This window comes from Paenibacillus sp. GCM10012306 (assembly GCF_042649265.1).
Lineage (GTDB): Bacteria > Bacillota > Bacilli > Paenibacillales > Paenibacillaceae > Paenibacillus_AQ.
Window position 1 is genome coordinate 157,487 of the sequence record NZ_JBHRYW010000004.1, and the last position, 13,238, is coordinate 170,724.

At 49.0% G+C, this 13,238-nt stretch carries 14 protein-coding genes; 10 read left to right on the forward strand and 4 right to left on the reverse strand.

Annotated features, from left to right (window positions below; all coding sequences use genetic code 11):
• Positions 1–77: 77 nt before the first annotated feature.
• Positions 78–1,181, reverse strand: coding sequence for a GIY-YIG nuclease family protein (locus ACFORK_RS11545; RefSeq protein ID WP_379198868.1), 1,104 nt, complete (start codon positions 1,179–1,181; stop codon positions 78–80).
• A 179-nt stretch (positions 1,182–1,360) separates the two neighbouring features.
• Between ACFORK_RS11545 and ACFORK_RS11550 the strand changes: the two genes are divergently transcribed.
• From ACFORK_RS11550 to ACFORK_RS11570, 5 genes are all read left to right on the forward strand, one after another.
• A complete protein-coding gene (locus ACFORK_RS11550) occupies positions 1,361–1,630 on the forward strand; it encodes a hypothetical protein (RefSeq protein WP_379198870.1) in 270 nt (89 codons plus the stop codon).
• Between the two features lie 230 nt (positions 1,631–1,860).
• A complete protein-coding gene (locus tag ACFORK_RS11555; RefSeq protein WP_379198872.1) occupies positions 1,861–2,430 on the forward strand; it encodes an ECF-type riboflavin transporter substrate-binding protein in 570 nt (189 codons plus the stop codon).
• A gap of 112 nt (positions 2,431–2,542) precedes the next feature.
• Positions 2,543–4,249, forward strand: coding sequence for an ABC transporter ATP-binding protein (locus ACFORK_RS11560; protein WP_379198874.1), 1,707 nt, complete (start codon positions 2,543–2,545; stop codon positions 4,247–4,249).
• Entirely contained in the window at positions 4,249–5,079 is an 831-nt protein-coding gene (locus tag ACFORK_RS11565; RefSeq protein ID WP_379198876.1) for an energy-coupling factor transporter transmembrane component T family protein, read from the forward strand. The genes ACFORK_RS11560 and ACFORK_RS11565 overlap by 1 nt, the downstream gene beginning before the upstream one ends.
• 91 nt (positions 5,080–5,170) lie before the next feature.
• The gene (locus ACFORK_RS11570) at positions 5,171–5,653 is read left to right on the forward strand and encodes a GyrI-like domain-containing protein (protein ID WP_379198878.1); all 483 of its coding nucleotides are present in this window, start codon (positions 5,171–5,173) and stop codon (positions 5,651–5,653) included.
• A 108-nt stretch (positions 5,654–5,761) separates the two neighbouring features.
• Here ACFORK_RS11570 and udk read toward each other — a convergent pair whose 3' ends face one another.
• Positions 5,762–6,397, reverse strand: coding sequence for a uridine kinase (udk, locus tag ACFORK_RS11575; protein ID WP_379198880.1), 636 nt, complete (start codon positions 6,395–6,397; stop codon positions 5,762–5,764).
• Between the two features lie 370 nt (positions 6,398–6,767).
• On the opposite strand from udk, the gene ACFORK_RS11580 reads away from it, so the two are divergent.
• Together ACFORK_RS11580 and ACFORK_RS11585 are read left to right on the forward strand one after the other, a co-directional pair.
• Positions 6,768–7,976: a nitric oxide synthase oxygenase gene (locus ACFORK_RS11580; RefSeq protein ID WP_379199351.1), complete on the forward strand. Its 1,209-nt coding sequence runs from the start codon at positions 6,768–6,770 to the stop codon at positions 7,974–7,976.
• A gap of 173 nt (positions 7,977–8,149) precedes the next feature.
• Positions 8,150–8,506 carry a nucleotide excision repair endonuclease gene (locus tag ACFORK_RS11585; protein ID WP_379198882.1) on the forward strand — a complete coding sequence of 119 codons (357 nt, stop codon included), beginning with the start codon at positions 8,150–8,152 and terminating at the stop codon, positions 8,504–8,506.
• A gap of 493 nt (positions 8,507–8,999) precedes the next feature.
• Here ACFORK_RS11585 and ACFORK_RS11590 read toward each other — a convergent pair whose 3' ends face one another.
• Positions 9,000–9,176 (reverse strand): hypothetical protein, encoded by a 177-nt coding sequence (locus ACFORK_RS11590; protein ID WP_379198884.1) that lies wholly within the window; start codon positions 9,174–9,176, stop codon positions 9,000–9,002.
• A gap of 16 nt (positions 9,177–9,192) precedes the next feature.
• The gene (locus ACFORK_RS11595; RefSeq protein ID WP_379198886.1) at positions 9,193–10,185 is read right to left on the reverse strand and encodes a BadF/BadG/BcrA/BcrD ATPase family protein; all 993 of its coding nucleotides are present in this window, start codon (positions 10,183–10,185) and stop codon (positions 9,193–9,195) included.
• 148 nt (positions 10,186–10,333) lie between these two features.
• Between ACFORK_RS11595 and ACFORK_RS11600 the strand changes: the two genes are divergently transcribed.
• From ACFORK_RS11600 to ACFORK_RS11610, 3 genes are all read left to right on the forward strand, one after another.
• Positions 10,334–10,987 (forward strand): glycosyltransferase, encoded by a 654-nt coding sequence (locus ACFORK_RS11600; protein WP_379198888.1) that lies wholly within the window; start codon positions 10,334–10,336, stop codon positions 10,985–10,987.
• Between the two features lie 272 nt (positions 10,988–11,259).
• The gene (locus tag ACFORK_RS11605) at positions 11,260–11,919 is read left to right on the forward strand and encodes a hypothetical protein (protein ID WP_379198890.1); all 660 of its coding nucleotides are present in this window, start codon (positions 11,260–11,262) and stop codon (positions 11,917–11,919) included.
• Positions 11,920–11,924: 5 nt separating this feature from the next.
• The gene (locus ACFORK_RS11610) at positions 11,925–13,223 is read left to right on the forward strand and encodes a polysaccharide deacetylase family protein (protein ID WP_379198892.1); all 1,299 of its coding nucleotides are present in this window, start codon (positions 11,925–11,927) and stop codon (positions 13,221–13,223) included.
• Positions 13,224–13,238: the final 15 nt, after the last annotated feature.

Here is a 13,238-nt window from a genome sequence, read left to right on the forward strand (position 1 = left end):
CACAGACATGGGGTGCCCCTACGCGGAAGGGAATGCTGGTTTTTGTTGTGGATCTGGGGGGATACCTCAGCGGCTACTCAAACGGCATAACAGTTTAGCAGCATCTCACGAACAGCATCGTCTATCACGGTGTCGTTCTCAGGAGCAAGCCACTCTTCGCTGACAATGATATGGTTACACGAGCTACCCTTAAGATAACTATATATAATTTGGGCCTCATCAATCTCATACCTACTGACGGCTGCCGATCCTGTAAAGTTATGACCTCTGAAGACGTCCTTGATGATTGTTGTAATCTCTGCCTGCAGGCTGGCGTTCCTGAAATACTCTAATTCAAGCTTGGTTTGAAAAAGAATACGGTTGCCCTGCAGCAACAGCAGCTTGAGTATCTGGTCGTTAATGGGTTCAACCATGGCGATCCGCTGATTCGCTCCGGCAAATTCAATGACCTTCTCTTTCTGGAGGAGGGAGCGCACCGCCCCAATGTAATCACGGTATTTAGCCGCGACTTCGAAATTATAATTCTCTGCAGCTGCCGCCATCCGTTGTTCCATCCCTTCCAGAATCCGCAGATCTGTTCCGTCTAAGAGGGCCACGAAGTCGTCCATAATGCGGTTGTATATCGTCAGAGCTTCCCCGCCAGCGCACATTCCGATGCAGAGGCCCAGTGAGTGGTTGAGGCAGAGCGAAGCTTTTTTGGAGTGGGGATTGCTGCAGAGTATGCTGTAGCTTTCCAGGACTCCCTGTATCGCCCGTTCTACAGTGCTTCGGCTTGTGTAAGGGCCAAAAAACAATCGCCCATCGCTTCGTTCTGCACCGTCGCCGAGGTCAGGGGTGACTTCAATCCTCCGTCGTTGACCGTCGGTTCGAATCACAATGTAGGTGTAGGCGAGGGGATTTTTCATTTTTTTATTATAAGGCGGCTTAAGCTCCTTGATTAATGTGCATTCCAGCATAAAAGCTTCGAATTCGGTGTCCGTCAGTGTATAGTCCAGATCTCTAATGTTTTTGACGAGACGTTTGACCTTAGGCGAATGGGAGTTGGAGTCTTGAAAATAGGACTGCACCCGCCTCTTCAAAGCCTTGGCTTTGCCGACATAAATGATATTTCCCAGACTGTCTTTCATCAGATATACGCCGGGAGTCATAGGGAGGTTTTTTACCTTTTCAGTTAGATTCATATGTACCCCTCCGTGGCTTCAGATTCATCTGTAGCTCAATTATAGACTAGACAATGGGCCCAGGCATATAAAGAATGGGGACGAGAGCGAGATCTGTTGATCCTCATGTATAAGATGTTGCTCCCTTATCCATCCTAATCAGGAATAGCAGGAATGCCAGAAGGGAGACAATCTCATCCATGAATAATAGCAATGATACCAGTTGGAAAGAAGACAATGTGGTGACCCAGGCCCAGCGGTCGGTAAAGAAGCTGCATGATGCCGTATCCCAGGCCTTAAGTCATCCGAACGAACAGACGGTCGAACAGGCCGAGAATCGCCTGGAGCATACGGAACAAGCGGTCCACGAGGCACAGCGAGTATTTAATGGTCAAGGAGCAGAGTTAGCCGAGGAGTTACTTGCCGATGAGAAGGATCGCCTGTCTTCGCTGGATAATAAGAACCGCTGATAGCGGTTGTGCATCAAACTGAGCAGCCCTTTAATGCTGATTGCAGCAATGAGGGCTGTTTTTGCGAAAATAACTTCTATTTCAATTAATTTTTATTTAAAATAGTACAGAATGCGCTATAGAAATACCCACTAATCCGATGTATAATTAATGAAATACATACATAAGATGCTTACTTCATGGCTTTATAGTGTGGTTGCAGGCGTAAGATTATTATGAACACAGGGGAGATGAAGAAGATGGCAAAGGGGAAGACATTATCAATCAAGACGATTGTAGCGATCGGCATCGGTTCGGCGCTGTTCGTTATTCTGGGAAGGTTCGGTTCCATCCCAACGGGTATCCCGAATACCAGCATTGAGACCACTTATGCAATACTGGCGCTATTCGCGCTGCTATACGGGCCTACAGCAGGACTGCTGATCGGCTTGATCGGGCACACACTGAAGGATGCAATTTCTTACGGGTCGCCATGGTTCAGTTGGGTTATTGCTTCCGGTGTGGTCGGTCTTATTATTGGACTGATCGTACGCAATATTTCCATTCATGACGGGGAGTTCGGCAGAAAAGAAATCATTCGTTTCAATATTGCTCAGATTATTGCCAACGTTGTCGCCTGGTTACTTGTGGCTCCAGTCCTCGATATCCTTATTTACGCGGAACCAGCCAACAAGGTATTTACACAAGGGATAACAGCCGCTTTGTTTAACATTTTATCTGTAGCCGTAATCGGCACACTGCTTGCCATTGCTTACAGCAAGACAAGAACTAAAAAGGGAAGCTTGACCAAGCAGGCATAATCCCCTACAATCCAAACCAAAGGCCGGTGAGCATCACCGGCTTTTCCATTGCCATTTTAACTAATAATCCCCGTCTGCTACTTATATCAACACTGAGGAAGGTCATGTATGAATGTCGAATAAAGCGGTCATCGAATTTACGAATTTTAGCTTTCAATACAGGGCTCAGACCGAGCCCACATTGCAAGGGATCAACTTAACGATCTATGAAGGAGAGAAGGTATTGATTGTCGGTCCTTCCGGGTCTGGCAAAAGTACGCTAGCCCATGCGATCAACGGGCTGATTCCGTCCTCTTATCCAGGAGAGATCACTGGGTCATTGCGCATTCTGGGCTTGGACCATCAGGATTCAGGCATTGCTGGACTGTCAGAACGGGTTGGAACGGTGCTTCAGGACCCGGACGGCCAATTCGTTGGGCTTACAGTGGGTGAGGACATTGCCTTCAAGCTGGAGAATGAGGCCATTCCCCAGAGCGAGATGAAAGACAGCGTCGCCGCAGCCGCCAGAGCCGTGGATATCTACGACTATCTTGGAGCTTCACCCCAGGAATTATCGGGAGGGCAAAAGCAAAAGACGACGCTCGCCGGGGTACTGGTGGGCAATGTCGATATCCTGTTGTTCGATGAGCCGCTGGCCAGTCTCGATCCCTATACAGGGACCAAAACGATCGAATTAATAGACCGGGTACAGCAGGAGACCGGCAAAACGGTCATTATTATCGAGCACCGGCTGGAGGATGTTCTGCATCGGGCCGTTGACCGCATCATCGTCATTAATGATGGCCAAATTGCCGCAGACCTGCCCGCAGCCGAGCTGCTGAGTTCAGGTATGTTGCCGGAGGCGGGCATCCGCGAGCCGCTGTATTTGACGGCGCTGAAATACGCTGGATGCAGCATTACGCCGGATATTAAGCCCGAGCATATGGATACTCTAAAGCTTGAGGACTGTTCCGAAAAGCTGAGTGGCTGGTACCAGGCCAACGATGCGCAGCCGGAATACCCGGACTGCCCACCTGTATTGGAGCTGCGGGATCTTTCGTTCGGCTATGAGAAGCGCAAGCCGGTACTGCATGGACTATCCCTAACCATCGGCAAGGGCGAAATGGTCGCTATAGCCGGGAAGAATGGGGCAGGCAAGTCGACAGTATCGAAGCTGATCTGTGGCTTTTACCGTCCATCTTCGGGCATGATTCTGATGAACGGACGTGATATTGCTCCCGATACGATCAAAGAACGGGCTGGGCACATTGGCTTCGTGATGCAGAATCCCAATCATATGATCTCGAAGACGCTGCTCTTTGATGAGGTAGCCCTAGGGCTCAAGGTTCGTGGCATGGAGGAGGCGTTCATTCAGGAGCGTGTTCATGAGGTACTGCAGATCTGCGGTCTCTACCCGTTCCGCGCCTGGCCGATTTCGGCACTCAGCTATGGCCAGAAGAAGCGGGTTACTATCGCTTCTATTCTCGTTCTGCAACCGGAGGTCATTATTCTGGATGAACCTACCGCTGGGCAAGATTACCGGCATTATAATGAAATGATGGAATTTCTACTACAGCTGAGCCAGCAAGGCATGACAGTCATTATGATTACACATGACATGCACCTCATGCTGGAATATGCACAGCGGACGATTGTGCTTGCAGACGGAAGAAAGATCGCTGACGACCGCCCGGAATCTGTATTGTCCGATATGGAAGCTGTACGTAACGCCAATCTTAAGGAAACCTCGCTGTACACTTTGGGAGCGAAGGCCGGAATAGAGCAGCCTTCCGAGTTCGTCAGACGGTTCATTGCCTATGATCGGAGGGCGAGACACTGATGAAGGTCAAGATGCTGTCCTACACTGACTTGAACACACCGATTCACCGTTTGACCGGTGCGACCAAGCTGCTGTTCTTTGTGCTGTGGTCCGTCTCTGCGATGATAACTTATGATACGAGAGTTCTGGCTGTCATGCTGCTGTTCAGCTTGATTGCTTTCAAAATGTCACGGGTGCCGTTTCAGGAGTATGCATTTGTTCTATATTTTATCCTGATTTTTTTCGTGCTGAATCATCTGGCGATCTTTCTCTTCTCACCTCTGGAAGGTGTCTCGATCTATGGCACGCGGCATGATATTTTCCATATTGCCGGACGGTATACCGTCACTTGGGAGCAGTTGTTCTATCAATTGAATATTGCTTTGAAATACGCTGTGGTTATTCCGATGGCGCTGCTGTTCTTGCTGACGACAGATCCTAGTGAGTTTGCCGCATCATTGAACCGGATTGGCGTGAATTACCGGATTGCTTATTCCGTCTCGCTGGCGCTGCGTTATATTCCCGACATCCAGCGTGATTATGAGAATATCTCCTTCTCTGCCCAAGCCAGGGGAATTGATACTTCACGCAAGGAAAAGCTGCCTACTCGGCTGAAAAATATCGTATCCATCCTGTTCCCGCTGATTCTAACCAGTGTGGAGCGGATAGACAAGATAAGCACAGCTATGGAGCTGCGCGGTTTTGGTCGAGGCAGCAAACGCACCTGGTATAGCTTGCGTCCGTTCACTAAGAGCGACTACATCGCTTTGGCGCTGATTATCCTCATTGCGGCAGCGTCGGCTGTGATTACGTTCTCTGACGGCTCACGGTTTTATAATATTTTTGTGTAATAATTACCTGATTTTATGAAACTGGACAGAGGGCTGTCTACTTTGACTCTGTATAATTAGCTACAAATACAGAGAAAAGAGGACACAGCCTATGCATACCGAGATTGTTCATAGACCAGAGATGATCCTGACAGGAATAAGCGCACGGACGACCAATGCCGAGGAAGCCGGGCCAAACGGCGTGATTCCGGGACTGTGGGAACAATTCTCCCAAGCTAATCTTGCGGAGGCCACAGGTGCAGCTAACCCTCATCTGACCTATGGGCTGTATACGGATTATGAAAGTGACTTCACAGGTGCTTACACGATTCTTATTGGTCATGAGCACGGAAGCGCCGAGATCCATAAGGAGAGCGGAATTGCCCATGCTATCGTTCCGGGGAGCAGCTATATGGTGTTCACGACTGCAAAAGGGCCGATGGAAGAAGTGGTCCCGCAGGCTTGGGCGGAGATCTGGCAGTATTTCAAGGATTCACCGGAGAAGCGTACGTATACCGGTGACTTTGAAAAGTATGATGCACGCAAGTTTGACTCGGAGGGTGTAGAAGTACAGATTTATATCGCTATAAAATAGAAAAAAACTGCCGGGATTCCCGGCAGCCTAAGGCAGACCTGCGGGTCTGCCTTTTCTTATATAATTCAGCGGTCATATTCTCTTTCCCGCTGCTGCGTGTCCGGCGTCTTACGCTCCGGACCACTCTTGATCGCCCGACAAATATTTCTCGGTCAGGACGGACAACAGGTGTATGCCGACTTCATTCTCTCCACCTTCAGGGATAATGAGATCTGCGTATTTCTTGGAAGGCTCGATAAAAGCTTCGTGCATCGGCTTCACTGTAGTCAGATATTGTTGGTGAATCGACTGGATGGTCCGGCCGCGCTCTTCGATATCGCGAAGTACGCGGCGCAGAATACGTACATCGGGATCGGTATCGACGAAGACTTTGATATCCAGCATGTCCCGCAAATGCTCGTCCGACAACACGTGCAACCCTTCGATGATAACGATGTTGTTCGGCAACAGTTCTTCCGTCTCCGTTGTGGAACGTGCATGAACCGTAAAATCGTATACTGGAGCCTGGGCCGCGAGCCCTTGCTTCAGCTCTTTAAGATGCGCAATCATCAGCTCATTGTCAAAGGCGAATGGATGATCATAGTTGATCAGCGCCCGCTCTTCCATATTGAGATGCGAATGGTCTTTATAGTAATTATCTTGAGATATGAATGTTACTTTGCCCGTCCCAAGCCGGTCTATGACGGAACGAGCCACCGTGGTTTTACCCGATCCGGTGCCGCCGGCGATACCAATAATAAGCATGGCGATTTAATATCCTCCCTAACCATTGCCGTTGCAATTCCAATATTGTAGCACAGCGACAACATTTTTTCATCACGATACGACAAATGAAAACTGGCATTTTTTAAAATACGGCAATATTGAGAAATCGGCCATGCGGAAGGCTGTCACGCAAGTGATTTTTGCATGAAATATAGGGCATTTATTGAAAATAGGTATAAGGGTGATTCCAGCTTGGGTCACAGAAACAGGGTTGCCGGGCGACTGCGCATGGCTGCAATGAGGATAAGCAGGCTAGGGTACTGTGCAAAAGATGTGGACGGCAGGGGATAGATGTTATACTTTGATCAAAGAAATGAGGCGGATAGCCGTAGATCGGGGAGTGGGCAGCATGGAGAACAGTAGTGTGGAAGAACTGAAGACGCAAGCAGAGCTTTTCCTCAGGGTGTGTCATCAAGAATTGGGATCATCTGAAGCGGAGCTGGAGAAGCGTATCCTGGAGGTGCAGGAAGAGATTCGGGCCACTGGCACCTACCGGCATACCGGAGAAGAACTGGCGCATGGAGCGCGTATGGCTTGGCGGAATAACAGCCGCTGTATCGGCCGTCTGTTCTGGCATACGATGGAGGTCATTGACGCCCGTCTGGCAGAGACGGAGGACCAGATTGCAGAAGCGCTGCTTCGGCACATCGAAAGAGCTGGCAACGGAGGCCGCATCCGCTCTGTGATCACTATATTCCGCAGCGGAGAGGAACCGGACAGTCGAATTCGCGTCTGGAATCATCAACTGATCCGTTATGCCGGTTATCCGGCGGAGACACCGGGTGGTGAGCGTTTCGGTGATCCCGCTTCCGATGCTTTTACCGCGGTATGTCGCTCTCTGGGCTGGCAGGGGACAGGCGGTGACTTTGATATTCTGCCGCTGGTGGTCTCGATTGGAGAAGGCAAGCCCCGCTGGTATCCTATTCCAAAGTCTCTCATTAAGGAAGTGCCGCTTACTCATCCCGAGATTGAACGCTTCCCGGAGCTTGGGCTGCGCTGGTATTCGGTACCTATTATCTCGGACATGCAGCTTGAGATCGGCGGTATCCGGTACACGGCGGCTCCTTTTAACGGATGGTATATGGAGACCGAGATCGGCTCCCGTAATCTTGGGGATACTGGAAGGTACAATCGCCTGCCGGCAGTCGCCGATCTGATGGGGCTGGACCGCTCTACGAACACCTCGCTCTGGAAAGACCGGGCCATGCTGGAATTGAACCGTGCGGTGTTACATTCGTTCAAGCAAGCGGGTGTCAGCATCGTGGACCATCATACGGCGGCTGACCAGTTCGTCAGGTTCCAGCAGCAGGAACAGGAAGTGGGCCGTGAGGTCTCCGGCCGCTGGAACTGGCTGATTCCGCCGATGTCGCCTTCGACTACCCCGATCTGGCATGACAGTACCTTGAAGGAGCTGGACCTACGTCCGCGCTTCCGGTATCAAAAGGCCGCTTATGCTGGTTGGTTGGATGGGACTGGACAGGACCAAGATAAGTCTGATAAGACAGAGGCCGAAGACAATGGGGCGGAGCTGGTGTGTCCTTTTCATCATAAGCTTTGAGCTTTCTTACGAGAAAGGCATTACAGAGACGATTCAAGCCATCAAGCGCCGCCAGGCTAAGACAAAGCCCAAGTCCTGAATCCGCTGCTGATCTGCTGAAGTTAGAAATGGTGTTGCGTGATGAACTGTGATAAGATTTAGGTCTATATAGACAGAGGAAGTGAATCTTACCCATGATCAAAATCACCATTCCGACACCGGAAGTTACCATTACCAAACAGGACAACCCTGTACTTAGCAACATCTACGGATTTACTGATTTCCACTTGATCACTCGTGAGCACGGCGGAATTTTTATGTTCTACAATGACAGGGATGAGCTGTTGTTTGTAGGCAAAGCCAGAAAGCTTAGACCGAGAATCAAGAAGCATTTTGAAGACACTGTATCGCCAATCAAGCAGCATCGTGATGAAGTTACCAAGATTGAAGTATGCCTCGTGGAAGATGCGGTGGACAGAGAGATCTATGAGACGTACATCATCAATACCGGAAAAGCCAAATACAATGTAGATAAAGTGTTCTACAAATAATAGGATTTAAACAAAGTAAACGTCAGTCCTTGGGCAGGCGTTTATTTTTTGCGGACCCACGCACTGAAATTGCGGCATCTACGGATTTGCATCAAGCCAGCTTCTGTTATCCTGTCGTTAGCCGATGGATTCACTACGACTGACCTAACACCTGCCGGCAATGAGCCAGCGCACCGTTGAATAAATGAAAAAGAGCTCAGCCACCCCAACTAACGGCATTTTTGTACCTTATATTTGTTAAATATAGAAAAATAACTGGTATAAGGGCATTATTGTATCTTATTTTTGGGAAAAGAACGCTAAAAGGGCCATTTTGGAAGATTTAAGGTACAATATTGCCTTTAATTCAAATAAACCCTTAGCTGCAGATGATTTAGGGTACAAAAATGCTGTTAATTACACTTCAGAGCATCATTATTATGATCTCTCTTTTTTCCAGGCTTTGTTTGTTACTTTAATGAGTTCTAGATAAAAGGAATAGCGGAGCGGGAGATTATGCAGACAGTGGCTCGCCCAGGAAACGTAGCCGCTGCTCTGAAAAACGCACGAATGGGGCTTCACCCAGACAACCGCGACCCGCTCTCCGTAAAGCGCCCTGCCCCCGCGGCGCTAACCGCCCCCCGCATAGCGACCCGCCTTCCGCGCCGCGAATTGCCCCCCTCGCCGCCAACCTCTTGCCCCTATCTCTATACCCGGGAGCGGGTATGGACGCTTTTGTCCAGATTGTTAATAAGCTCTTCTTGTATACCGTGTCCGGTTACTCGGCTGATGGCATAGAGCACAGATCCGGTGACGGGCGTGAAGCGGGGCTCCACGATCGTGTACATTTGGTTGCTGGCTTGCATCAAGAGAGCCGAGAGCTTTTCTGTGAAATAGCTGCTGTTAATGACGCTTCCAATGAATGAGACGAGTACGGTCTCTCCCGCTACAAAAGGTGCAACCAGTTCGATCCCCATTTTAAGCTGATAGATAGCCCGGTCTGAGACCCGTCTTGCCAGGGAACTTCCCTTGAAGGCCGCTTCGGTGATAAAGGGGGCGAACTGTTCGAACTTGCGGTCCCGGTTCCGGCGGTCCTGAGTGAATCCGCTTTGACCAAGCTGCCACAGGTCCTGAACCGTGCCTGCGTCCCAGTGACGGAGCATGTCCCGGGTCAGCTGCTGATCTGTTCCGTCCGCATGCCCTGCCAGCACTTCATATACAGCATCATAAGCCAGGAAGCGGGCTCCGCTGCGCGTATAATGGTGAAAATCATAATTCCGAAGATATTCACCGTCTTCCTTCAAGGCCATAATGATGGAGCCTGTGCCGGAAAGGGCAACGATGCCGGGCTTCGTTAGAAGAGCGCCGTAATGTGCAGCGACCGCATCATTGTAATGCCATTTAGGGCAGTCCAGTCCCTCCACTGCAGTTAGCGCTTTAACCCATTCCAGATCCTCTTCCGAATCGTATCCAGCAATGCCGGCCGCAAGTCCTCTCACATCGCCCAGTGTCCTGCCTGCTACTTGCAAAGCCTCTTGTATCCCTTGTTTTACGTTGTGTGTGGCCTGCAAATCTTTATGTACCCAAGCTGCCCCGCTCTCGACATAAGAGAGAATACGTCCATCCAGGCTACTAACCATTACACGAGTATGGGTGCCTCCACCATCTACTCCGATAACTACTTCCTGATTCTCAAGCATAGGAGCCCTCCTTGGCTATATTCACAACCATTATAGGGGGAAGCGACAGACGATGAAAGGGCCTGAATCTGAAACGATGAATGAAATAGACGGGTTAGTTCACACTAGACACGATGTTGAATTCCCAGTTTAAAGGAGAAGGTATTTCATGAGTAGATGGTTAAAGCTAATATTGCTGTGCGCATTCGTTACAATCAGCGTGAACCCGCCATCGGCTCAAGCGGCAGAGAGTGCGTCTGCTCGTGCGGGGAAGCAATGTGTGAGCCCAGCGAAGGTCAAGCTCAAAGAGGATCTCAGAAAGCTGTGGACCGATCACGTCCTCTGGACAAGAAGCTATATTGTCAGCGCTTTGGCAGGCCTTGAAGACAAGGACGAGACACTGAAGAGATTGCTGAAGAACCAGCAGGATCTCGGAGATGCCTTCAAGCCGTTTTATGGAGAGGCTGCAGGCAATAAGCTGGCTGAGCTGCTGAAGGATCATATCCTGCTAGCCGGCAAGGTTCTTGATGCTGCGAAAGCTGGAAATAAGACCGATCTGGACAAATACAATAAAGAGTGGCACCAAAATGCCGACGAGATCGCCAAATTCCTCAGCAGCCTTAATCCCAATTGGTCAGAAAAGGAGCTGAAGGAGATATTGTACACCCATCTACAATATGTTACGGAAGAGGTGGTCACAAGGCTCGGCAAGAAATGGGGCGCCGATATTGCTGTTTTCGACAAAAATTTAAACCATATGCTCATGCTGTCAGATATCCTCAGCGAGGGTATCGTCAAGCAATTTTCGAAGCAGTTTGAATGAATAAGATCCACATCTAGGCACCCGTAAGGGTGCTTTTTTATAGGGAACATGGCCTAGAAAAAGGCGTTTAGATCCTTCGCTTTGCAAAATAGGTCTTTAGTAACAAATAACAAAGTTAGATATAAAGGCTCACTAATCACCTGATCAATTAAACTATAATAGACTCGTAAAGGGTCGACATATTTTGACATTTATAATTGAGGTGATTGGAATAGATGATTTCTCCCTTTTTTAAAAAGAAAGAATCAGCCGATAAGCAGCAGAGGCCAGATATGGTTCAAAAGATGCAAATTGCCGAAGAATCTGAAATCGAAACAGAGATCGTGGATGTCGTAGAGCAGCCAGTGGGTATGATTTCGACAGGTAAAGCGCAGCTTGATAAAAAATCGCTTGATTTGATCTTTGCCGTAGAGCAGATGATTCAGGCCAGACAGCATGCCGAGACGAACATTCATGAGCTTCAGGATCGCCTTACACATACGAACGGGCATGTAGAGCGACTCAACCGGGACATTAAGAATCTTAGCAAGGTCATCGAAGAAAGAGAAAAGAACGTTATGGAGCTTGAGAAGAAGCTGATCGAAAAGAATCTGAAGGTTGATCAGGTGCTGGAAGATTACCGGGAGCTTCAGGCGTCCCTGTCTACCGAAATCGACGAGCTCAAGAATAACATTGACCTGGAGCAACAGAAATATGTGAATCTAGTGCAGAAGCACAATGAAGCACATGCGGAAAAACTCAAGAAAATGAATGAGCTGGAAGAGAAGATGGGACGTCTGGAAACCGAGAATGCTCATCTGAAACAGAAATACGACACCGTGCGGCAAGAAAAAACCTACCTCTCAAATATGATCAGCGACTTTACCAACCGTATGTCGATACCTTTTGGTAACACGAGTAACGAGCGCAAAGAAGGAAACGGGGACGCATAGACGCTATGTCTGTAAGTGAAACCAGTAGCACGGTAATGATAGAGCTATTGTCGCTTGGTCAGGGACCAAACGGTTATGAGATTGAGGTAGGCTTAACGGACGGTAACGGGTATCATACACGTATTCTTGAACTGGATGAATATACATATAGCCAATTGAATGCACTGGGGCCCTTTGACTCGGACAGAGTGAGATTATCACTGTACCCCAAATGGGACCCATTTCGGAATATATATTTCAGTACGCTCATCAGAATGAAGTCTACCTTCAATGAGACGCTTTATTTTGCTTGTTCCCAGTATTATGTGTCACAGCTGAATCAATTGAGAGCAATAGAACGTATTGACCAAGCGGAGGAGACGGTGCCTGAGCTTCTGCAGATGCCATTCCAAAGAGAACGGATAAGCAGTGTTGCTGATTATGTAAAATCGCGAGCTAAATCGCTCGTGAAGCGGCGTATAGGCCCTGTTGTACTACTCGCCTTAGTGTGTATTCTATTGCTGTTGTCCCCCTTACGCGAAGACCGAGCGCTATCGGTCAAGAATGAAGAGGCACTCGAGCACTCTGAAATTACAGAGCAGCCGAAGGCCAGCTTTCCTGTGCCTGCTCTTCCTGATCCAAACAATGCCTCCAACAATGCTCCACTCCCTCCCTCTACAGAACCTGAAGTTCCTCCGCAAGCGTCCCAGAAACCCCAGAAACAGGCTCTGCCAATTGAAGAGGTTGTCATAGACAAGGGCAAGTATACCTCTAAACTGCCCAAGGGATACGTTGCGTTGTCCTTTGACGACGGGCCATCCAAGTATACCCAGGAGATCGTGGATATTCTGGTGGAGCATGGTGTGGCAGCGACCTTTCTGTTTATAGGGAAAAATGTGGTGCATCATCCCGATGAGGCTAGATATGCCTTGGCCAAGGGGATGACAATTGGCAATCATTCCTGGGACCATAGCAAGCTGACGGCGAACAGCGAAGCCGTGAATAAGGCGAACCTGATGAAGGCTAATCAAGCGCTGCAAAAGATTACAGGTGCGCCGATTTCCCTCTTCCGTCCGCCTTATGGAGCCATAGATGCCAAGGTATCCCGTAAGGTGACGGAGCAGCAGATGAAGGTTCTCATGTGGAATCGAGACACGGAGGATTGGCGGAAGAAGGCACCGGAAGACCTGATTCAGTATTTCCATAACGTTGATCCCTCTGGGGCGATCTTCCTCCTGCATGAGAAGAAAATAACGGTGGAAGCTTTGCCTGAAATTATCGAGTACCTGATAGCGAAGGATCTGAAATTTGTTATATTCAAGTAGCAAAAGTTAAGAAGC